Origin of the sequence: Paraburkholderia sp. RL17-373-BIF-A, assembly GCF_046030175.1 — a bacterium.
GTDB lineage: Bacteria > Pseudomonadota > Gammaproteobacteria > Burkholderiales > Burkholderiaceae > Paraburkholderia.
Genome location: NZ_JARESO010000072.1, coordinates 15,127 through 35,132, shown reverse-complemented (window position 1 = coordinate 35,132; position 20,006 = coordinate 15,127). Strand labels below are relative to the sequence as shown.

Here is a 20,006-nt window from a genome sequence, read left to right as displayed (position 1 = left end):
GTGCAAGCCGACTTCGGGAGGCCTGCTCCCATCTTTGATACAGCATCACAAGCTCTCACTTGTGTTCGTGACACACCACAGCAGTAGACTTTGATGTCAGTCGCCACGGTGAAGCGTTTATGGCCAGCCATATCTTTGCCCCGCTCCCAGGTCAGCGATCTACCTTCAGGCAACGGCAAAAAGAAAGTTCATCGTCGAAGAGCGCGCGGGTCGCCCAAAATTGCGCGGCAATACCGTCGCGGCGCGACTGGATTTTCCCTCCTTCGTGGATGTATGAGGCCGTCACATCGACATTGCGCCACAACCCGCGCCGGTATTCGAGACTTCCGGCATTGGCCGACTCGGAGTTGTCGCTGTTCAGGATGGTCTTGCCAAACGCCGGGTCAATCCGCGCTCGGATAGGCGACCACCCCTCCGAACCTCCGGTGGAAACCACCAGAAGGCAGGCTGGCAAGCAGGTCCAAGCCGACCTTGCTGCCAGCGAATGGATGATCGGTAGCGGTAACCAGCATGTCGCGCTCTTCGCACAGCGTCTGTTCGCGAAGCCGCGGCGGCACGTCCGAAAACGAACCAAGCGCAATCTCTATGCGACCCCATCTATCTGCGTAGTCAAGTCAATTCTGCTAACCGGCAATAGCGTGACACTTGCGCGCGGCGCAGCGATCGCCGTGGCCCGGAAGAATTGGGACAATACGACACCGGTCATGTTAGTCGGTCGCGGCGATACAGAAATGCCGGCCGGTGCCACCAGGGTCGAACTGCTTCGGGCCAACCGCGCGCTCGATCGTGACGAGCCGATCTCTCCCGAGTGGTGCCATGTCTAGCGCGCGCCGTCGGCTCCATACCGTTGGCTGTTCGTACAAACAGCTCATTATTGAAGAATTTGAAGAATGCTCGCAGTCGTGGTAGCGCGTGACTGACTGCCGACGGACTGAGGTTGATCGCTTCGCTTGCGCGAAGCACGTTGCGGTCGCGGAGGATAGCGTCAAGGACCCGCATCCAATTCAAATCTAGATTACCATCGTCAACTCTCGCGCGAGTGTCACCGGTCCATAGCAGGTTGCTCTGTGTGACACGCATTCTCTCTTTTCTATGTAGGCTGTCCTCAGAGGAAAGAGCTTCCCCTAAATGCCTCGGCGATGCTCACTGCGAGCGTGATCGGAAGCAAGAAGCTAAAAAGCTCAGCCTTCCCAAAGCGAGTTCAGGATGACGCTACATAAATTCACTCGCTGAAAGTTCGGGTCTTTATGAGCGAGAAAGTCGTCGTTGAAGGTGCCGAACGTACTGGCCGGTCGATGCTTCATACTTTGATAGAAGGCATCGATCATCTCGTTGGCGAAATCGGATTGCCGCGGATAGGCGGAGATCACTGCGGCACGTTGCTCGTCTGTGAAGTGCTCAAAGCCCCGCCCTGCCACATCCATCCCCGCGCCGGCCTGTACCAGGGCGATCTCAGGGTGCATGTGCTCTGGGATTCCAGGCGTCGTATGGAGAGCGACTGCGGCCCAAACCTTATCGATGTCGGCTTCGGTGACGTGATGGCTGCGCAGAAAATCACGCGCGGCGTTGGCGCCGTCCACTTCGAAGCGAAGTTGGCTCTCACCATAGATCGACGTCAGACCAATGTCGTGGAACATAGCGGCGACATACAGCAGTTCCGGATCGAAGACCAAACCCCTTCGTTGCCCAAGTAGAGCGCCCCAAAAGTAGACACGAGCAGAGTGGCTGAAAAGCAGTTCGCTTTCGGTGTCGCGAATCAGCTCGGTCGCTTCGCGCGCCAATTTGGTGTCCGGGATCTGAATGCTGGAAGTTCCATTAATTGACACAGTTGTATCTCCCTGATCTTGTTCAAGGTCGCTTGTCTCATGGATGCCGGATCATCGCTTCGGTTGATCGTTATCCTTGGAGCAAGACATGCCTCGAGTTTTAGGAGAAAAGCGCAGGCCTGCCAAATCGACTTCGTATTTCAATTCCAAACCGCTACGTACCAGCGCGACTTCAGATCGGAATCGATTGGCGGTCTTGCTACGGAAAGGCTACGCTCGTTTTGAGCCATCAAACAGTACAAGGAACGGAGATTCAGAATTTACCATCAGAAATACGGCCTCCTTCCGGATTCGCGCCGCGCTCGCATTCTATTTTTGCCATTTACTTCTCGCTGCAGGACCTCGCTTTTCGCACAGATCAAGCAAGTGAGCAGATCCGCTGTGAACTATTGCCAGGCCACTGAGTCTCCGGCCCGAACGGATGGCGGAAGCGGACACTCAGTTCCCAAAGTTCGAACGCTGATCTACTGTCCGCCAGTCGCCCATATGCCAGAGGCGCGATAGCTTGATCGACGGGCCGCAACATCCGTCCGATGGACGCCCGATCGAGAATCCGCACACCGTCGTATTGGAGGTCGTTGGCGACCCCGGCCAGGCTCCGCGCTCTTTTGACGTTCCATCCCTTGAGACAATGATCCTTCCGTAAACACTGAAAACAGGCTTGCTTCGCGCTTGCATAGTGCGGCCTGTACGGCCGTTGATCAGCCGACATCGCCAATATTGTTCGCGAAAGCTTGTTAGCCATCGCGACGATCACAACGTTTAATGGGCGTCGCCGATACATATCCCTCGCTTACTGATTCCTTGTAGCTTGATCGTTCCGCCGGAACCGGTCTGCCCCGGCACAAGTCCGAGCCAGGCTGCGAACTGGCGACCGGACTTAAAGGTGTTGGCTTGATCCATTGTTGGCACTGCAGCTGTTGCTAGATCAGGATGATCAACCACTTCTCAAATTCGTTTGCAATCTCGGCACAACCAATCATCGGTCGCTCACATCGAATCTATGCCGCGGGTGGGGGCGTTCGTATCATTCAAGTGAAATCCTGTGGCGGCTTGATGCCGTTTCGACCGTCGTTCGCGAAAAATCCGGTCGCCGGATTGCGAGATACCTCAGATGGGCCAGATAGCCGGCGTGCCCTGATCACCCGGCGACATACTTTGCTGCCTATGGATTCAGGTAGACTTCCGTTTGGATACTGTCGGCACGTCGAACGTGCCCCCGCACCGCTGGCGGCCGGCATCTGCCCAGCCGGTCGGCGCAAACCTTCCTATTCACGGATTCAGGCAATGGACAAGACGCTTTCGCGGCTATCGAGCGACGTTCCCGGACTCGACGAAATCTGCGGCGGTGGGCTGGTCGCAGGATCGTCCTACATATTCCAGGGACGCCCCGGGGCGGGAAAGACGATTCTGGCCAACCAGATCGCGTTCGCCCAGGCCAGGGAAGGACGCAAGGTCCTCTACGTCACGCTGCTGGCGGAATCCCATGACCGGCTGTTCCAGTCGCTCTCAACGCTCGAGTTCTACGACTCCACGCGTATCGGGAAGGAACTGACTTACCTCAGTCTTTTTCGCACCCTGCGCGACGACGGCCTCCCTGCCCTCGTCGCGATGTTGCGCGGCGAGCTTGCACGACTGAATGCAAGCATGCTCGTGCTGGACGGACTACTGAATGCGCGCGAGATCGGCCAAACCAACCTTGATGTAAAGACCTTTGTCGCGGAGCTGCAGGGGCATGCGGCATTCACGGGCTGCACCGTGCTTTTCCTGACGAGCGCCCGCATCGACGAGTCCAGTCCGGAACACACGATGGTTGACGGGGTGCTGCAGCTCGAAGAAAGCCTTTTTGCGCCGCGCACAGTGCGCCGGATACGCGTCGCGAAGTCGCGCGGCAGCAATGCCTTGGGTGGCATGCACCTTTTCGAAATCAGCCGTCGCGGCATTGACGTCTACCCTCGACTGGAAGCGTCCCTTGCCACACCATCGGGCCCGGACCAACCGAGCGCGGGAACGCTCAGCACGGGCACGGACGGGCTCGATGAACGCCTGAACGGCGGGCTGCCGGGCACTTCGGTATCCGCGATCGTCGGGCCGGCAGGCAGTGGCAAGACGACCTTCGGTATCGGGTTTTTGCGGCTTGCCACACCCGAGCTTCCGGCCGTTCATTTCGGCTTCTACGAGACGCCTGAGCGTCTGTCCGCGAAAGCCGCGGCGCTGGATATCGACGTGGCGGGACTGATTCAATCGAACGCGCTGAGAGTTCTCTGGCGCCCGCTCACAGAAAACCTGCTCGACAAGCTTGCCTACGACCTGCTGGCCGCCGTTCGCGAGACGCGCGCCCACAGGCTATTCATCGATGGGCTGGCCGGTTTCGAGCGCGCCACGGTCGAATCGCATCGCATGGTCGAGTTTTTTGCCGCGCTGACCAACGAACTGCGCAGCATGGGAGTGACAACGGTCTGCACCTGGGAAGTCAAGGAATTGTCCGGGCCTTGGGTTACCAATCCGTCGCCCGAAATCCTGAGCCAGATCGATAACGTAATTGGCATGCAGCATGCGATGATGGACGGCACGCTGCGTCGCACCCTTTCGGTTCTGAAGGTTAGGGACAGCCAATTCGACACGTCGGTTGCAGAAGTTGCCATCGCAGGGTCCGGAGTCGGCCTGCATGTGACTGGCGTAATGCCGGGCGCGGCCACCGGCTCGGTGACCGGGCGCAAGGCGGACGGCCGGTAGGCGCGGGCCGAGCAAATGGCTACCCTGGTTGTCGCCGACGACGAATCGCTGGTCACCGATTTCCTGACGTTCCTGCTGGAATGCGAAGGACACGCCGTCCATGTCGCCAGCAATGGCAGGCAGGCACTTAAGGTCATCGACGAGGTGCGGCCCGCGCTCATCATCACCGACCTCATGATGCCGGTTATGCCGGGTCTGCAGCTTGCTCAAACGTTGCGGGAAAGTGCTAAGTTCAGTCACTTGCCGATCATCCTGTGCAGCTCAGTCGCCGATCCGGTTGCGCAGCACGAACTGCACCTGTTCACGGCGATACTTCGGAAGCCCTATCCGCCGGCCCGGCTGATCAACCTCGTCAACGAGAATATCGACGCAACGGGATGATCCGGTCGGTGGCGGTCGTCAGCAATGGTTGCGAATGGGTCTTGGCTCATGTGACGTTGCGGAGGGCTCTGGATCCTGTTTACCGCATTGGCTTCGAGCGATCCATGACGCGTATCCTTCTTGTTGATGACGAACCCGAGTTGCTCGAAGCGTGGAGTTTCGCGCTCGAGTACGTCGGCTACGACGTCGAGCGGGCGCGCGACGGGCAGGAGGCACTCGGACATATGAAGCGCCAGGCGCCTGAGCTCGTCATCACCGATCTGATGATGCCCGGCATGAATGGAGAGGATCTATGCCGGACCATTCGACAAAGACCTCAATGGGCACACATTCCAATCGTGTTACATACCTCGGCGCATGTCGGTACGCCCGTCGTCGAGAGGTTATGGGACTCGGTTCTCCGGAAGCCGGCACGGCTGGAAGTTTTCCTCGCAACCATTGAAAACCTGATCCGGGGTTGACAGGGATATGCATCTCATACCGCACATTCCGCCGCATATCAGTCGCATCCGGCAGACATGCCAAAGTGTCGCTCGCGCGCCGGCGCCGCCACGGGGAGTTTGATGATGCCAGACGCTGGTGTGTTCGAGCGTCTCGCCGAACCCTACCTTCTGCTCGACTGCCAACTCGCGCCCGTTGCGGCGAACGGCGCGTGGCGCGCACGATTTGGCGCAGACGCCGATGATTCACACGGCGTAGCGGCGCACCGGTCGGAACTGGACCCGCTGCATAAAGAACTCATCCGTTCAGTTTCGACCGGTCTGTGCGCGGGGCAGAATCGCCTGTCACCGTTGGTCCTCCTCGAAAGCAGGGCGAGTGCGGAAGGCGATACCTGTCGGCGGCCGCGCTACTGGCAGGTGTTCGCTTCGTTCATCCCAGCAACAGAGTGCGAACCGGCGCTCGTTGCGTTGCGCTATGACGACGTCACGGCGCGCGGACTCGCCAGCGAGGAACCGGCGAACGAAGGGACAATGATGCGGCCGAACATCCGGCGGCAATCCTCACCCGATGGACAGCCACAAACCCGGTACGACAGTCCCGTCACCCAGCTCGGCGAGATGCTCGCGCTCGTGGGCGTCGGCGTCTGGGAAATGGAAGCTCCGACAGGCGGCATCCGGTGTAGTGAGCAGTGTCTGCGTCATTTCGGCGTAGCGCAATCCGCGGACGTCAGCAGCGAATGGCTGCTGGGCGGCCTGCCGGCCGATATCGCAGCAAATCCGGCTGCGCCTGAAAGCGGACGTCCCTTCGAGCTTGAACGGAAGTCGCCGGACGGATGTCACTGGATCCTCCTACGCGGCATCGGCAGGTTCAATAGCGACGGAACCATGCAATCCGTGGCTGGTATTACGCACGACCTGACCTCGCGCAAGCAACGCGAGCTTGAGCTTGACGCTCTTGCAACCGCGGAGCGGTCCGCGCGCGAGCGCAGCGAGATGCTGGCGCGCACGACGGATCAGTTCATCGCCGCGGTAAGCCACGAGCTTCGATCACCGCTTAACGCTGTCGTTTCCTGGGCGGAGTTGCTGCAACTTGCCATGGACCCATCGCACGTTGCTCGAGCCGGCGAAGCCATCCGCCGCAACGGCAGACAGTTGTCGCACATGGTCGACGATCTGCTCGATAGCGGCGCAATTGCGACCGGCAAGCTCTCGGTGAATCTCCAGCCCGTCGACCTCGGTGCACTGGCCACGATGGTCGCCGAGGATGTCCGCAAGCTCGCGCAGCACAAAGGTTTGCAATTGCATGCTCCAGACATATCGCCCTGCCTTGTCATGGCGGACGAGAGCCGGATGAAACAGGTCATGTGGAACCTTCTGGCCAACGCCGTCAAATTCACCGACGTCGGCGAAATCGAAGTGTCGGTCAGGGCCGCGCAGGGTTACGCGGAAATGTCTGTACGCGATACAGGACGCGGCATCGAAACCGACGCGCTACCGCTAGTATTTGACCGCTTCGAGCAGATTGCGCCACAAGCGAGCGGACGTGTGGGCGGACTAGGCCTCGGCCTGTGGCTGGCAAAACATATTGTCAGCCTGCACGGAGGATCTATCGCCGTTGCGAGCGGCGGCCCGGGTTGCGGGGCCATCTTCACAGTCAGGATTCCGCTGGCATCCACCGGCCGCTGAGTTCGCGGCAGCGCCTCGGCTGCCAGGCACTGGCGTTGCTGCGAAGTGGAAATACTCCAGGAGAGAGCTTTGAACCTGAGCCTTCGGACCCGGTGAGCGCGCCGATCAACGCTACGGAGCCCTTGGTGACGGGGACGTCATCCAGAAGCAAGATGGTACGATCGAAAAGCGCCCGCACGGCAATACGGACGAGACGCTCGTACCGAAAGGAAGGGGCAACCCACAGGAAGGTCCGTACGTGCCGGAACACCACGGCGTAGACCCGGACACGAGCCCCGACCCTAGCGATCACCCCGGGGGCAAGTCAGACCTCGGTGCCTGATGGGCGGCGTCGGGCCGCTTCGCCGCGGGAACGACACGTCGCCTACCCCTGACAGGTGTCAAGCGAGAGTCGGCCCGGGCACTCGGCGTGTCCGGAGCGGGTCCTCGTCGGGGTTGTTGTCGCCGGCGAAAAGCCGCCGGCGATTCCGACTGAAGCTACGGGCGATCTTCCTTCGCGACTGCCGCATCCTGCCCCGCGCCAAGGTCGGCGCCGGTCACCGGATCTGTCTCAGTAGCAGAGGCCGTTCTCGATGCCATCGCGCTCAACACTTCGACATCTTCCTGTGAGACCTGGACGCTGGCAAGGCCATCACCCCCGTCGACCGCAGGCTGCGGCTGCTCGACGAAGTCCCAACCCGGCCCTTCATTCCATGGACCGCGCGGCGCGTCATCGCCGTCGGACATGTTGTAATACACGTTTGTAAATTCAGGAACGCCTGGCAATTTCCCTTGCGGGAAATTTGGCTGGATCGAGTGCAGGGCTTTCTCAAACGACTTCTGATGCGCAATTTCGCGGGTCATCAGAAAACCGAGCGCTTCCTTGATACCCGGATCATCGGTCACGTTGATCAACCGTTCATAGACGATCTTCGCACGGGCTTCCGCAGCAATGTTCGATCGCAGATCTGCTGTGGGCTCGCCAATGGTGTCGATGTAGGCCGCCGTCCAGGGCACGCCCGCCGAGTTCGTTAGTGCGGGGCCGCCACCGTAGAGCAGCGCGGTCGTGTGCGAGTCGTTACCACCTCCAGTCAGCGAGCGATAGAGCTCCGCTTCTTTTTCCACGCCTTCTGCCAGTTGCCCTTTCGCGCCCTTGTTTAGCATGGCAACGATGGAGCCGATGATTTCCAGGTGACTGAGTTCTTCGGTCGCGATATCGAACAGCATGTCACGCCGGCCCGGATCGTCCTCGCTTACCGCCTGGGTAAAATACCTGCACGCGGCGGCCAGTTCGCCCTGCGGACCGCCAAACTGTTCGAGCAGGAGATTGGCAAGGCCCGGATTCGGTGCCGCTACACGGACGGTGTACTGCAGTCGCTTGTTGTGAACAAACATCGCATCTCTCCAAAAAATAAAGTGGGTTCCGTCAGAAGCGAATCCCCTGCAGAGCGGGGAATACATCGGACGGGCTAGGTGTCGTTGGAAACAAGGCTGCGGCCGATGACGAACGCATATGCGGAATGTCCCGGACCCGGGTCTCAGAGCGATCGCTCCGGCGTGACGTGCGCGCAGGAACGCAACGGTGATAGGCCTGCGAGCGTCGGTCTCGCATGCGTCGTGCCCGAAGGATGAAGCGCAGGACAAGCTCAATTCACTTCTCATCACGTTCGCTTCCGACGCCGAACGGCGGAAACGGGCCGCAACGTGCAATGTGCCGCGTGGCAGTTGTCCGAAGAGTCGTCCAGGCGGCATGCGCCTTGCGCGTTGCTGAACGTCCCCAGACGCAAGGGACAGCGGTTGCACGCGGCTCGCTAACGTGGGCCGTCTTTTTGCTTCTCGGAGGTTTGGCACGTGCGTTGCGCCTTGCCTGTCGCACGCCATGCCCCGTACCGTGCACGGGCGAACATCAAATTCACTACTTGATCCGGAAGAAAAAATGAAGATCAACGTGAAAGAAATGATGATGATCGGCGCCCTTTGCGCAGGAATCAACCTTGTATAGGCAGGTGGGACTGCGCAGACACAGGCCGCCTCGACGACCGCAGCCAACCCGCTGGTACAGGTCGACAAACACTTTGTTCAGGCCGCGTCCATGCCCATTGGCGACCGAGATCGACGCATCGAAACCTGCGACCAGCAATTACAGCGGCAAGGATGTGAAGTCGTTCGCGCGTCACATGATCCTCGACCACACGAAGCTGACCGTTCAGCTGAAAATGGCGGCACCTCATGGCGTCGCGGTGCCCAAGGACAATTCAGACACCGCAGTCCTCGACTCGCTTAGACCGCTCAAGGGTGCCGACTTTGACATAGCCTACATAACAAAGGTTGGCCTCGAAGGGCACCAGCAGGCTATCCCGGCTTTTGAGAAAGAAGCCTCAGATGGCCAGAATGCCGAGCTGGCGAAGGCTGCACAGACAGCGTTGCCCACGATCAAGGAGCACTATCAGATGGCGCAACAGCTCGCTTCGAAGAAAGGTGTCGTCCAGTAACGGCCGTTTTCCGTTGCGCGTGCAGAAGCGCGGTCTGACACTGCCTCGCGGCTCACAGCTTTTTGCGGGGGACTAGCAGTCGTCCGCCGCGCCGTCCCGCCCCTTCCCATCCGCCGCGCCATCGACGAGTCCCTGCGAACGCTGTTCATCCGCGAGTTCGGCTTCGACTAGACTTCTCGCCCTCCGCCAGTACTCGTCCGCACATCCTTCCATGCTGCCGTCGTCCTGCCAGAGCTCATACGCTTTGGCCCGGATGCGCTCCTCAACCGTCGCTGTGTGCATGCACAACTCCTCGGTCGTAGCCCGTTGGTGTCAACTATAGATCGTCGTTGTGACAATGGCAGTTCGACCACTGCGATGTGTACGGCTGCCAATCCGTGTTATCGCTGAACCCGAGAGCCTGGCGATCCTACCGATTCGGATGTATAGATCAGGACGCTCATTGAGTCGATGGTTCCGAGTGGCGCCGCGGATGTCGCGCATATCGGGCATGGTACACCCGAGGGCTGCAAGACGTTTTCCCGCCTGAACCCGAACGGATGTCTGCATCGCCACCCGAAACTGATCAGCCTTATCCATGTCGGGCTCAGCGAGCTCAAGCGCACGCTCGTAAAGATTATCGTCGATCGTAACGGTGGTTCGCATGTTGATCCCCCTTTTGATACTACCTTCGATGCATCCCAGACGGCCAGTCTCGGGAAACTGCAGCAGCTGCCTGACTTGCTCACGAATCCGATCATCCAGGACGACGGCCGCGTATGGACTGTCCTCTTCGACATAATCAAAAATCGCGTCGCGATCCTCTATTGCGAAATCGGACCATTCAAGCCTCACGCGGTCACCTTTGCTGGCTTCGCGACGGCCGCGCCAGCTGGCCGTCGTCGCAGTGAGAGCAGAAATTTCGATTCCGGCGCCGGGTTTGACTCGAACCATTCGCCCTGGTCTCCGTGGAGCGTCGACGTCGTGGTCAATGTCATGGGCGACGTCCTGGCCAGAAGGCATTCTGACATCGGAACTGGCGCCGATAATCCGCCCGACCTGATCGCAATCGTGCGCCGTTAACCGCATCCTTGAACGCCTTGCCCGCCGAAAACTCGACGGTCGTGGCGACGCGCACCGGTGGAAAACGAGCCGAAGCCAATCAACTGCACCGTCTTGCCCTTCGTCAGTTCACCGGTGATCGCCGAGATCACCGTGTCGATCGCCTCTCCCGTGGCGGCCTTGTTGCCGCCCGTCTTCGCCGCGACCGCGTCCACTAGTTCCTGCTTGTTCATGGTTTAACCCGTTGAGCGAGTGGAAATCCCGTCACCCTGGCTCTCGGCGGGCCTTCATGCAACGGCGGCCACTGCTCTGCCACACCCCGGCGTCTGTGCCCCCGGGCCGAATCCGGCATGCTGGCGTGGCGAACGCCGGGCGAACTGTACACGTGCAAAGCTGGTCGCCGCTCCGGTCAAGGTCAACAGCTATGGGTCAGTCCTGCAGGCTCCCTGGCCCGTTGGACAGGGTTAAAAGGCCATCGAGTTCGCTGGTCGCCGACTCTCCGCCCCCTGATGGCCCGCAGCCTCGCGCCTGCGGGCGAGCCGGGCGCCGGAGGCGTCACTCCGCCCGTCCGCCGACGCCCTCTCCCCGGAACCAGGTGAGTGATCGCAACCGAAGGGTTTCCCACTTGCGCCAGTGAAACCACGCCGAATCCGGGTGAGCGTCCGGCATGCGACCCGCGGGCGTCGGGAAGTAAGCAGCTCAGGCGTACGAAGCCGCGTCAACGGCAGGGCCGGCCGCGACTCCCTCTCGCCGCTTCGTGCGGATCACGCGGTTTGTGCGCGGTATGAGCAGCAACGAGTACCCGGTAACTGGCACCATTATGGCACCGCCGCGCGGGCCTCGACTCGCGTGATCGCGGCCCGCGGCTAGATGATTGGCGCACCGCCCGTTACCGCGATCGTCGCGCCCGAGACATAGCTGGCTTCATCCGACGCGAGCATCACGTAAACAGCCGCCAGTTCTGCCGGCTGTCCAGGCCGCTTCATCGGCACCTGCTGGCCGAACTTCTCGACCTTTTCCGGCGGCATCGTCGACGGAATCAGCGGTGTCCAGATCGGCCCCGGGGCCACGCAGTTCGCGCGAATACCCTTTTCCGCAAGCAACTGCGCAAGACCGCCCGTGAAGTTCTGTATCGCGCCCTTTGTGGTCGCATAAGCGATCAACCCGGGGTTCGGGTGATCCGCATTTATCGACGACGTGTTCAGAATCGCACCGCCCTGCTTCATGTGCCTCACCGCGGCCCGCGTAATCCTGAACATTGCGCCGATGTTGGTATCGAAAGTCTTGTCCCACTCCTCGTCGGTGATTGCGTCGAGCGACGGATAGGTCATCTGGTACGCGGCGTTGTTCACGAGCACGTCGAGCCGCCCAAACGCCTCGACCGCGCGTTCCACGATCTCGTTGCAGTGCTCGCGGCTCCTGATATCGCCGCGCAACAGCACCGCTTTGCGTCCAGTTTCCTCGACCCACCGCGCGGTTTCGCGTGCATCGTCGTCTTCATCCAGGTAGGCTATCAATACGTCGGCTCCTTCACGCGCAAACGCGATAGCGACGGCCCGGCCGATGCCGCTGTCGCCGCCAGTGACAATCGCCGCCTTGCCGGCGAGACGGCCAAACCCCTTGTATGAGTATTCGCCGTGATCCGGCCTGGGCGTCATGTCGGCGGTGCGACCGGGTGTCTGGTTCTGCTGCTGCGCCGACATAGGCGGTGTGGGACGTTCGGTCTCAGTCATGACGATCTCCTGGTGAGGGGTCCATTGCGCCGATCTACGTTCACGTAGCGCTGCAAACGCATAGACGAGCAACCCCTGGGCCCGGGGCGCTGGCCGAAGCGTTCACAGGGGCTGAAGCATTCTGGATACGGTGATTTGCGCGCCCCCGCTGGCGTCGGCGCGCTGAGACATCGCCTGCTGCTTCAATGGAACGGCCGCCGCAGCTTCATAATTCATTATTGTCTGTGCCGGGGCGATCCGTGATCCAGAACGTTTCCCGGTCCTAACCTCCTCGCGCGCCTGCGCACATCGAGTACTGCATAATTCGCACGACTGGCCAGAAAACACCAGCAAAGAGTCGCGGGTTCCTTTATGCGCGCGTCAGAGTGAAGCCGGGACTCGCCGTAGGGCGAAATCGGCCAAGGGAACATCAGGTAACAGTGGCCGCATCGAAATAGCGAGACGTAACGGCACCCGCGCTGCCTTTTCGGTCAGATGGCGGCGACAGCCTCCGCCGAAGCTCGTGATCACGTGTCCGTATTGCCCTGCGAGGCTGTCAGTTCACGCGAGGTCTCAACCGCCTCCGATACCTTGTTGCACTTTGCCGGTGCCCCCGCACGCCTTGCACTGCTCCCCTTCTATTTTGCCGGTGCCGTGGCACGCGCGGCATAAGTCTTCGCCCGTGCCGGGTGCGTCGGCTGGCGCTTCGTCACCCGGATTCATCGGATCGCCACCCTGATTGACGTCTTGCATGATTCTCTCCTTCGCTTTAGCGTCCATGGATGCTGTACACCGCGGCTCGCATCAGCTTTGGCTCGCGCGCTTCGCACGCACGCTCACCTGACTTCGCATCGGATTCGGCTTGGGTACGGCTCTTGAGTTCGGCAGGCAGGTGCATGCCGCTGCGGCGCGGCCCGTAGGCAAACCGCGACGCTCTCTTCTAGTTTGCGCATCGGACGTGCCTGTCAACCGCCGATAGTAGTGGCCGGGTGAAACGCGCCGAAGCGTCGGGCATAGATCATTCAATGGCGTTCGGCGGTGCAGGCTCAGTACATGGGCCGGCTCGGGGCGGCGCCGTGCCAGTCATTTTTGATTCGTGGGCGGTTGCGTTTCACCTTCATCAAGGATCTTTTCTTCTTCGGCGGCGCTGTCGGGGGATGGTGTGCCGGCTTCGGGAGGGTTATCAGGTGTCCGCTTTCCCCCGTCTGGCTGGTCATCAGGAAGGTCAATTTGACTGCCGGGCAGATCTGAGATCATCGAACTCTCCTCTCGTTGCGGAATGCAGCGTCTAGCGCGCAACTACCGTACCCAACGAACAAAAAGCCGTCCGCAAATGCCGTGTCGCCCTGTCTGCATCGGTGAGACGCGCGCGTCCGCTTAGCCACAGCCATGTCACTGTCGACGCCGACAGGACCCTCGCGATCCAGGCGTTCCTGTCCACTGCCTTGATTTGACCGGTTCCTGCGGCCTGCTTAACGACTGAAATCTCGCCCCCTGACCGCGCTGAAACGGGACAATGTAGTTCACGCCGGCCCATCGTCGCATTACGCCGCATCCTGCGTTGCATCAGCACTGTCGCCGCCTGCGCTCTCTTCCTCGACAAGGCGGTGAGCCCTCTGCCAATACTCATCGGCGACCCTCCATGCTGCCGTCAGCCTCGCAAAGCGCATACGCCTTCGCGCGGACCCGTTCCCCGAACGTTATACTTCCCATGGACAGCCCGCCGACCCTTCGCGCGCTCTCTACGGCGAGAAGGGCACGGCGACGACCACGACCGGCACGATTGCGATGCCGCGTGTGACCAGCCGACGCGCCCATTAGGGCATGCGAAGCCTGAGAACGCCCTCCATGACAATCTGCCCCGCGAGCGTCGCCGTCACGGTCGAATTAAGCCCCGAGGCGAGCAGTGCAAGCGCGAACAGCGTCGATGCAATGCCGAGCCCGAGCAACGGCGAAAGAAGCCTGTAGGCCTCACCGATTTCGGCGACGTCCGTGTGGCCGGTACCATGAAACACGCTCGCTGCGACCATCAGGATCGCCGCGTTGATGAAGAGCGCGAGCATGAGCGCAATGGTGCTGTCCGTCGTGGCCCATCTGATCGCATCGCGCCGTCCCTCATCGTTGCGCGCGTATGCCCGGGTCTGCACGACCGACGAGTGCAGATACAGGTTGTGCGGCATAACCGTCGCGCCGATGATGCCGATTGCGACATAGAGCATCTCGCGGTTGGTCACGATTTCCGGCGAGGGCACGAAGCCCCGCAGCACGGCCATGACCGGCGGCGCCGCCGCGACGATCTGCACCGCAAAGCACACCGCGATCACGAGCAGCAGCGCGATAACGAAGGCTTCGAGAAAGCGGAAGCCCTTGTTCATCAGGAGCAGCAGCAGATAGGCGTCGAACGCGGTGATAAGCACGCCGGCGATAAGCTTCGCTCGAACTCGTCGCCCGGCCTCGAGAACCTCCAGGCGAACCGTGACACGGGCAGTTCTCTATCGTTGGACATGTGATTGCTCTACTGGATCGAGTTGGGTCGGGAAGGGTCCCGGGAGACGATACCGGCCGGGAATGCGCCCGGCCGCTATTCCTCGTGCCGCGTAATGATATCGCGGTCTTGTTGTGGCAGTTTCAACCAGCGCCGATGCAGCGCGCGCTCGACCGGACGACCAAGGATTAGCAGCAGGACCAGAAGCACGGTGGCTGTGAGCGCAATAGACCATGCACCTATACCGCAGACGATGCCCAGAGCCGCCGTTACCCATATGGACGCCGCGGTCGTAAGCCCACGAATTTTCTCTTCGCCGCCGGTCTGAACGATAACGCCGGCACCGAGGAATCCAACACCAGTAACGATGCCCTGAATGGCGCGAGCGGCATTCGCATCAATCCCCACTCCGCTTACGGCAAACCCTGCGCCCGCCATGGTTACAAGGCAAGCGCCGAGCGCAACCAGACCCAAGGTTTTCACCCCGGTGGGTTTGCCGCGGAGATTGCGGTCCACGCCCACCACGCAGCCAACAAGCACTGCGACGACCATTCGCAGCAATACTTCACGGAAAACTGGCTCAGGCAGCATGACCGTTACCCTTCTGCAACCTATTTAGACAGTCGACCGCGAGTGCGCCATCACGGACTGCTTCCCTGACTGCCGACCAATACGTCTCCACGGGCCCTGAAGCCGGTGGCAAATGCGGAACTAGACCGCTCCCGGCTCTATAGTGCTCGCTTGCTCTCAGTCTTCGGTGCCAGCCAGCTTTCATGTTCGGGCACTCCTGCCGTTTCTACACGACATTCAGTGTATTCAACAATCGCGACACTGGCGGACGTCGCCCCTCCTTCCCGGGTCCCAACGTCAGAGTAAGGGCGCTCCAGTTGGTCGCAGGATAAAGGGAGAACATCGGTACAGTACGATACTGTCGCTTCAGATGCGCAATGACGTGTTTCCCGCTTGAGCTGACGACAGAACTCGACGCCGTCCACAGTGGGCATCGACCTCAGCCCTTGCAGCGGCAAATCCCTCGCTGCCATTGCCAGCGATTATGACCCGATATGCCGCCAGACGAACAATGCGTGTCCAGGACTTCGCGATGAACGGGTCGTCGTCGAGGATGGTTTTCATTTGGTCCCTAACCCTTCGTTGCCAGCCATCGGCACGCGCATGCCGACAGCTTTGACCGGAGTCAGTCGACCAGGGAAGCCGTCCAGTCCCCGCAGGCCCGTGAGTTGCAACGCTTCATTCGCGCTGGCGCGCGAGCTCAGCCGGCGTTTGCTGCCGATAGCGCGATGATCCATCTCGTCATTCGGGCGGTCATTCGCCCATCGCCTGAATCTGAGCCACGGCCCCTTGCCGCATCGGCCTACTGCGAACCAGACGTTGTAATTTTCACGTGTACGGGTCGTAATTCCTTCAGGGGCGGCCATCCTGCGCTGCTCAAGGAGTCCGCTGTGAATAGAGCCGTCCAGGGCTGGCACGACCCACCGCCGCGCTGCATGGATTGTTTACACGCGAGTCGGCCATGTGGCTGGTGGCGCTCAGTCAGCATTTTCGAGGGAACGCAGGATGAAAACGCTTAATCGTGGCATGCTAGCCTGCCAGTTAGCGATCTGGACAGTTGCGCTGCTTCTTTCGTTCTGCGCATGACCGCACGACCCCCGCTGCGCGTAAGCCGCTTGAACGGTCATGCAATCAGCACCCTGTCCACCACCAGACACTCCACGTCTGCAAAGCACGGCGCGGCGCATGGGTTCCAGGCGTGCTACGTGCTATCCCAGACTGGAACCAGCAGAGTGGAACCAGCAGCGGATGCGCATGCCCGCCCATTACCGCGCCCATTGGCGACCAGGGTCGCTGCGAAAAGATTAGCTCGATGAAGGGAGCCATATTGTTATGCGCAGCGACGCAGGCGCAGACCGATGCTATGAAACTTGACGAGAGACGACAATGCCCCCGACTTTCTACACGCGAATCCTGACGGGCGCCATCATGGTGTTTGCCTTGGCCATTTCCGCCGGCTGCAAACCCGGCGACAAAGCAGGGGGGGCAGCGAATGCAGATTCGGCTGCCAGCAGTTCCCCTTCCCCCGCCAGCCGATGATTTCAGCATGCCCACAGCGCGAGCATCTGGACACGATGATCTCGCGCGTTTCCGCGGCGTTCCCGGGGGCGTTATGCACGCGATGTACATCAGCACGACCGGACTCGCATCAGGACTGCGGGACGAGCACGCGCCCCTTTCGGGCACTGACGCGATCGTGGCAAGGGACTTTCGCATAGTCGCCTCTGAACAGCATGGTCGGTCCGCTTCCGCGGCACGATCACTGCTACGAAGGTTCTACTTTCCGGAATGCGCGCCATGCAAAGTCAATATCGCGGATACACAATCCATGTATCGGCTAGCCTGGTCGATGGAGACATCGTCGGCTACGCCCGTATTTACAGGCAGCAGGGTGATGGCCTTGCCGCGGAAGACGTGCACGAGATGGAATTTCATCTGGCGTTTGTTGATGAACATGAAGCAATGGCTCTCGCACGAGAGCGTGCTGTTGCCTGGGTCGACGAGCATTAACGCGTGGGCGGGATTCTAGGCGCCTCCCCACACAGCCGCAACGGCAAGGAAGCTCGCGAACGACCCGCCAGACGGTGGCGAGTCCCGTCGCTCCATCCCGCGCGCCCGCTGCGGGATAGCGGTGTCGATACCTTGTCCTGCGATGCACTGAAAGAGGCGCAGCGGAGCGACCCGGCAGACACACGCCAGGAGCACTCTCTCATCCAGAGTCGCACGATCGCGGCACGGGCCATGCTCGCCCGTCGATATTTCCCAGGAACCGACCATGAAACAACGGGCCACCGTAGCGTGTAGCAGAAAGGGACGGCTGCTGCTCGTCGCTAAGGAGCGCGGCCGTTGGGCAATGCCTGGCGGCCGACCGGAGACCGACGAGCCTCTGTCGCGCACGGCCTTCCGTGAGTTAAGGGAAGAAACGGGTCTGCCCGCTGTCAGCGTACGGTATGCATTCCAGTTTCGCGGGGCGCGCACCCAGCACTTCGTCGTTGTCGCCGATCTCCCAGACGGGCCGAGCCGTCGCCCGGCAACGAAATTGCTCGGTGCCGCTGGGCCAGACTGAAGGAAGTCAAGCGGCACGTGAATTTCCGACAGCGTGCCATGCCGGATGACAAGTTGGGGCTCGGGAATGGTTCGGGATGGCAAGCGTTCTTATGGCGGACGACGATGTCGTGACGTCGGCGGCATGACCGGCCACCCGCATCCCCTGAGGCATACGCGGTAAGAACGGCCAGCAACGGGCAATTAGCGCTGCACGCCGATTATCGACGCGAATCCGAAAACGATACAGGGCGTCATGACGGTCCGCGCGAGGCGTCCCCATGCAACCAGTCGGGAACGGGCCAACACCGGCCCGCAAAGTAGGCCCCCGCAGGCACGGGGACAACGGTTGTCACGATCATCAAGGTCCGGATCTAGCGCGAAAGCGCGGATCACTGCCGTGAGCGGCGCGTACGCTGTGCTGGCCTCGCCTGGCGCACGCGCAGCCGCAACCGCAACCGCAACCGCGGCAGACACGCTTTTCGGGGATGGCGTGCTCGCCGCGTCGCGAGCCGATTACTGGGCCACGCCCTTTTTCGCCGCGAGATCTTGCGCCATTTTGTAATGTTCCTTGATCGTCGGGAGCGCCTTTTGCGCCGCTTTTTTCAGGTCGGCGTTTTGTCCGTCCGATATCTCTTTTTCGAACACCGCGATGGCCGACTGATGACCTTCCAAGCCCACCTTCTGTATGTAAGCCTGATCGAATTCCTTCCCATTCAATTGCTTCAATGTGTCAAGAATGCTGGTGTCCGAATTGTCTTTCGGCACCTCGACGCCGTGCGGTGCAGCCATCTTCAGTTGCATGGTCAGCTTGGTATGGTCCACCATCATGTGACGAGCAAACGACTTCACATCCTTGTCGGTGGACTTGCTGGTCGCGAGCTTCGCTGCGTCGATTTCAGTCGACGACGACATGCTGGCGGCCTGAACGAAGTCCTTGTCCATCCGAGGCAGGGGATTCGCTTCAGTAGTGGAGGCGGCTTGGGTCTGTGCGTTGACCACAGGTGAAAAGAGCCAAAAAGAAGCACCTGCGGCGGCGAGAAGTGTAATCCGTTTCATGCGTAACCTTCCTTGAATATGTTGAGTGGGTTATGACGGCCGAAGGCTCATTGCATCTACCGGGCCGCAGCAACCACCATGCCGGGTCGGTGAGGCGCAAGCTTGGTACCCCGCGCGGCGTCTGCTTTCCCCGGCCGTCCATGCTGAAGCTCAATGCGAGTGCGACATCGTGCTTGTATCTTCCGAGGGAAACGGCTGAACGACTGCACGCTGCGCTCGCAGTCGCGGCAAAACGTCTTCGTAGCCATCTTCGTCGGCGAGCACACTGTCGCACAACGACACGTGCGGCCATTTCAGGCCCGCCAGGGAAAGCCATTCAACGCCTCGGCGCACGAAGACGCGAGGTGCACAGGCGCACCGCGCGAGCTCCGCACGGCATCGGTCACGTCTCGCGTTTCCTCCTGATCGTCGACGACCATCACTGACTGACCTTCGAGCGACCTCGCGCCGTCAGGACGCTCTATAGGCGGGTCGCGCGCTGCATGCCGGTCGGAATCAGCGACCGGACGCAGCGGCAGCATCGGGACATATGCGAGCGGCCCATGCATCGGCACTGGCGTAAGGCTGGCGGCAGTCGCGTCAGCGCCGTCTCCATCCCACGCACAGTCAATGGCTGCGCCGGCTTGTCGCCCATCCCCGGCACGCTGACCCACGCGTGATTGTTGTGACGATCCACCCTCCACGCGATGCACTGCCCTTGACTTGCCTGCGCGATCTCGTGACGGCACAGGTCCGCGATCAGCAGATATAACGCAGTCAGATCCCCGGTCACGCGCGAATGGCTGCGTGCAGCTAGTCATTAGTACTGCGTATTTAGCCTTTGTCCGCCAACGCGTCCGTAGCACCCGTAGTGCTGAGTGCTTTTCCTTGCCAAAGTTACACGTCCCACTTGTAAAAACAGGGACTGCCACAGCGCTTCGAACACGAGACCGGGGTTCGCCACAGCGCTTAGGTCGTCGCGGCAAAAGCATTTACGTTGTCCCCGCGTCCGTTCTGTTGCCGTTTGGCACACCGCATGCTGCGGCCCGCGGTAAGCCGCGACCGGGCAGATTTCG

General features: G+C 60.7%; 19 protein-coding genes and 7 pseudogenes. 8 read left to right on the top strand and 18 right to left on the bottom strand.

All coding sequences use genetic code 11. From position 1 onward, the window contains the following. Positions 1-151 precede the first annotated feature (151 nt). On the bottom strand, positions 152-454 hold the full coding sequence (locus tag P0D80_RS42880; RefSeq protein WP_408292925.1) for a hypothetical protein: 303 nt from the start codon (positions 452-454) through the stop codon (positions 152-154). Here P0D80_RS42880 and P0D80_RS42875 point away from each other — a divergent pair. Then, positions 426-824 (top strand): hypothetical protein, encoded by a 399-nt coding sequence (locus P0D80_RS42875; RefSeq protein WP_408292931.1) that lies wholly within the window; start codon positions 426-428, stop codon positions 822-824. The genes P0D80_RS42880 and P0D80_RS42875 overlap by 29 nt on opposite strands. A gap of 55 nt (positions 825-879) precedes the next feature. Here P0D80_RS42875 and P0D80_RS42870 read toward each other — a convergent pair. The 4 genes and pseudogenes from P0D80_RS42870 to P0D80_RS42855 all read right to left on the bottom strand — a co-directional run. Beyond that, a pseudogene (locus tag P0D80_RS42870) lies at positions 880-999 on the bottom strand (LysR family transcriptional regulator); the annotation flags it as partial. A gap of 182 nt (positions 1,000-1,181) precedes the next feature. Further along, positions 1,182-1,826 carry an HD domain-containing protein gene (locus tag P0D80_RS42865; RefSeq protein ID WP_408292922.1) on the bottom strand — a complete coding sequence of 215 codons (645 nt, stop codon included), beginning with the start codon at positions 1,824-1,826 and terminating at the stop codon, positions 1,182-1,184. A 321-nt stretch (positions 1,827-2,147) separates the two neighbouring features. Beyond that, a pseudogene (locus tag P0D80_RS42860) lies at positions 2,148-2,430 on the bottom strand (ISKra4-like element ISBusp5 family transposase); the annotation flags it as partial. Between the two features lie 72 nt (positions 2,431-2,502). After that, positions 2,503-2,750, bottom strand: a pseudogene (locus P0D80_RS42855) (transposase); the annotation flags it as partial. Between the two features lie 363 nt (positions 2,751-3,113). Between P0D80_RS42855 and P0D80_RS42850 the strand changes: the two are divergent. The 4 genes from P0D80_RS42850 to P0D80_RS42835 all read left to right on the top strand — a co-directional run bounded on the left by P0D80_RS42850 (position 3,114) and on the right by P0D80_RS42835 (position 7,069). Further along, complete coding sequence (locus P0D80_RS42850) at positions 3,114-4,562, top strand: RAD55 family ATPase (RefSeq protein ID WP_408292919.1); 1,449 nt, start codon at positions 3,114-3,116, stop codon at positions 4,560-4,562. Positions 4,563-4,577: 15 nt separating this feature from the next. Continuing rightward, entirely contained in the window at positions 4,578-4,943 is a 366-nt protein-coding gene (locus tag P0D80_RS42845; RefSeq protein WP_408292916.1) for a response regulator, read from the top strand. Positions 4,944-5,047: 104 nt separating this feature from the next. Further along, entirely contained in the window at positions 5,048-5,404 is a 357-nt protein-coding gene (locus tag P0D80_RS42840; RefSeq protein ID WP_408292913.1) for a response regulator, read from the top strand. A 102-nt stretch (positions 5,405-5,506) separates the two neighbouring features. Continuing rightward, entirely contained in the window at positions 5,507-7,069 is a 1,563-nt protein-coding gene (locus tag P0D80_RS42835; RefSeq protein WP_408292910.1) for a PAS domain-containing sensor histidine kinase, read from the top strand. Between the two features lie 477 nt (positions 7,070-7,546). On the opposite strand, the gene P0D80_RS42830 is transcribed toward P0D80_RS42835, so the two are convergent. Next, entirely contained in the window at positions 7,547-8,443 is an 897-nt protein-coding gene (locus tag P0D80_RS42830; RefSeq protein WP_408292907.1) for a manganese catalase family protein, read from the bottom strand. A gap of 616 nt (positions 8,444-9,059) precedes the next feature. Between P0D80_RS42830 and P0D80_RS42825 the strand changes: the two are divergent. Next, positions 9,060-9,540 (top strand): annotated as a pseudogene (locus tag P0D80_RS42825) (DUF4142 domain-containing protein); the annotation flags it as partial. 72 nt (positions 9,541-9,612) lie between these two features. Here the strand turns inward: P0D80_RS42825 and P0D80_RS42820 are convergent. The 11 genes and pseudogenes from P0D80_RS42820 to P0D80_RS42770 form a co-directional block, all read right to left on the bottom strand. After that, positions 9,613-9,822, bottom strand: a complete 210-nt coding sequence (locus tag P0D80_RS42820; RefSeq protein ID WP_408292904.1) for a DUF2934 domain-containing protein — start codon at positions 9,820-9,822, stop codon at positions 9,613-9,615. A 157-nt stretch (positions 9,823-9,979) separates the two neighbouring features. Continuing rightward, positions 9,980-10,185 (bottom strand): annotated as a pseudogene (locus P0D80_RS42815) (type II toxin-antitoxin system VapB family antitoxin). A gap of 96 nt (positions 10,186-10,281) precedes the next feature. Beyond that, a pseudogene (locus P0D80_RS42810) lies at positions 10,282-10,473 on the bottom strand (hypothetical protein); the annotation flags it as partial. A gap of 118 nt (positions 10,474-10,591) precedes the next feature. After that, positions 10,592-10,814 (bottom strand): annotated as a pseudogene (locus P0D80_RS42805) (HU family DNA-binding protein); the annotation flags it as partial. 633 nt (positions 10,815-11,447) lie between these two features. Then, complete coding sequence (locus P0D80_RS42800; RefSeq protein ID WP_408292901.1) at positions 11,448-12,314, bottom strand: SDR family oxidoreductase; 867 nt, start codon at positions 12,312-12,314, stop codon at positions 11,448-11,450. A gap of 552 nt (positions 12,315-12,866) precedes the next feature. Next, positions 12,867-13,046: a hypothetical protein gene (locus P0D80_RS42795; RefSeq protein ID WP_408292898.1), complete on the bottom strand. Its 180-nt coding sequence runs from the start codon at positions 13,044-13,046 to the stop codon at positions 12,867-12,869. A 330-nt stretch (positions 13,047-13,376) separates the two neighbouring features. After that, positions 13,377-13,550, bottom strand: a complete 174-nt coding sequence (locus P0D80_RS42790; protein WP_408292895.1) for a hypothetical protein — start codon at positions 13,548-13,550, stop codon at positions 13,377-13,379. A gap of 560 nt (positions 13,551-14,110) precedes the next feature. Further along, on the bottom strand, positions 14,111-14,719 hold the full coding sequence (locus P0D80_RS42785; RefSeq protein ID WP_408292928.1) for an Nramp family divalent metal transporter: 609 nt from the start codon (positions 14,717-14,719) through the stop codon (positions 14,111-14,113). A 155-nt stretch (positions 14,720-14,874) separates the two neighbouring features. Further along, entirely contained in the window at positions 14,875-15,369 is a 495-nt protein-coding gene (locus tag P0D80_RS42780; RefSeq protein ID WP_165923972.1) for an MgtC/SapB family protein, read from the bottom strand. A 345-nt stretch (positions 15,370-15,714) separates the two neighbouring features. Then, entirely contained in the window at positions 15,715-15,912 is a 198-nt protein-coding gene (locus tag P0D80_RS42775) for a response regulator transcription factor (RefSeq protein WP_408292891.1), read from the bottom strand. Further along, complete coding sequence (locus P0D80_RS42770) at positions 15,909-16,214, bottom strand: hypothetical protein (RefSeq protein WP_408292888.1); 306 nt, start codon at positions 16,212-16,214, stop codon at positions 15,909-15,911. The genes P0D80_RS42775 and P0D80_RS42770 overlap by 4 nt, the downstream gene beginning before the upstream one ends. A 931-nt stretch (positions 16,215-17,145) precedes the next feature. Between P0D80_RS42770 and P0D80_RS42765 the strand changes: the two genes are divergently transcribed. Beyond that, positions 17,146-17,358 (top strand): hypothetical protein, encoded by a 213-nt coding sequence (locus P0D80_RS42765; protein ID WP_132380374.1) that lies wholly within the window; start codon positions 17,146-17,148, stop codon positions 17,356-17,358. 265 nt (positions 17,359-17,623) lie between these two features. Beyond that, positions 17,624-17,914, top strand: coding sequence for an NUDIX domain-containing protein (locus P0D80_RS42760; RefSeq protein WP_408292885.1), 291 nt, complete (start codon positions 17,624-17,626; stop codon positions 17,912-17,914). Between the two features lie 494 nt (positions 17,915-18,408). On the opposite strand, the gene P0D80_RS42755 is transcribed toward P0D80_RS42760, so the two are convergent. Next, positions 18,409-18,951 carry a DUF4142 domain-containing protein gene (locus P0D80_RS42755; RefSeq protein WP_408292881.1) on the bottom strand — a complete coding sequence of 181 codons (543 nt, stop codon included), beginning with the start codon at positions 18,949-18,951 and terminating at the stop codon, positions 18,409-18,411. Between the last annotated feature and the right edge of the window lie 1,055 nt (positions 18,952-20,006).

Bases quoted from the DNA above. Each gene is read 5' to 3' on its own strand.
- P0D80_RS42760 (WP_408292885.1), top strand. From the start codon at position 17,624: ATGAAACAACGGGCCACCGTAGCGTGTAGCAGAAAGGGACGGCTGCTG.
- P0D80_RS42790 (WP_408292895.1), bottom strand. From the start codon at position 13,550: ATGATCTCAGATCTGCCCGGCAGTCAAATTGACCTTCCTGATGACCAG.
- P0D80_RS42850 (WP_408292919.1), top strand. From the start codon at position 3,114: ATGGACAAGACGCTTTCGCGGCTATCGAGCGACGTTCCCGGACTCGAC.
- P0D80_RS42795 (WP_408292898.1), bottom strand. From the start codon at position 13,046: ATGCAAGACGTCAATCAGGGTGGCGATCCGATGAATCCGGGTGACGAA.
- P0D80_RS42835 (WP_408292910.1), top strand. From the start codon at position 5,507: ATGATGCCAGACGCTGGTGTGTTCGAGCGTCTCGCCGAACCCTACCTT.
- P0D80_RS42755 (WP_408292881.1), bottom strand. From the start codon at position 18,951: ATGAAACGGATTACACTTCTCGCCGCCGCAGGTGCTTCTTTTTGGCTC.
- P0D80_RS42845 (WP_408292916.1), top strand. From the start codon at position 4,578: ATGGCTACCCTGGTTGTCGCCGACGACGAATCGCTGGTCACCGATTTC.
- P0D80_RS42830 (WP_408292907.1), bottom strand. From the start codon at position 8,443: ATGTTTGTTCACAACAAGCGACTGCAGTACACCGTCCGTGTAGCGGCA.
- P0D80_RS42820 (WP_408292904.1), bottom strand. From the start codon at position 9,822: ATGCACACAGCGACGGTTGAGGAGCGCATCCGGGCCAAAGCGTATGAG.
- P0D80_RS42775 (WP_408292891.1), bottom strand. From the start codon at position 15,912: ATGAAAACCATCCTCGACGACGACCCGTTCATCGCGAAGTCCTGGACA.
- P0D80_RS42780 (WP_165923972.1), bottom strand. From the start codon at position 15,369: ATGCTGCCTGAGCCAGTTTTCCGTGAAGTATTGCTGCGAATGGTCGTC.
- P0D80_RS42800 (WP_408292901.1), bottom strand. From the start codon at position 12,314: ATGACTGAGACCGAACGTCCCACACCGCCTATGTCGGCGCAGCAGCAG.
- P0D80_RS42765 (WP_132380374.1), top strand. From the start codon at position 17,146: ATGCAAAGTCAATATCGCGGATACACAATCCATGTATCGGCTAGCCTG.
- P0D80_RS42770 (WP_408292888.1), bottom strand. From the start codon at position 16,214: ATGGCCGCCCCTGAAGGAATTACGACCCGTACACGTGAAAATTACAAC.
- P0D80_RS42840 (WP_408292913.1), top strand. From the start codon at position 5,048: ATGACGCGTATCCTTCTTGTTGATGACGAACCCGAGTTGCTCGAAGCG.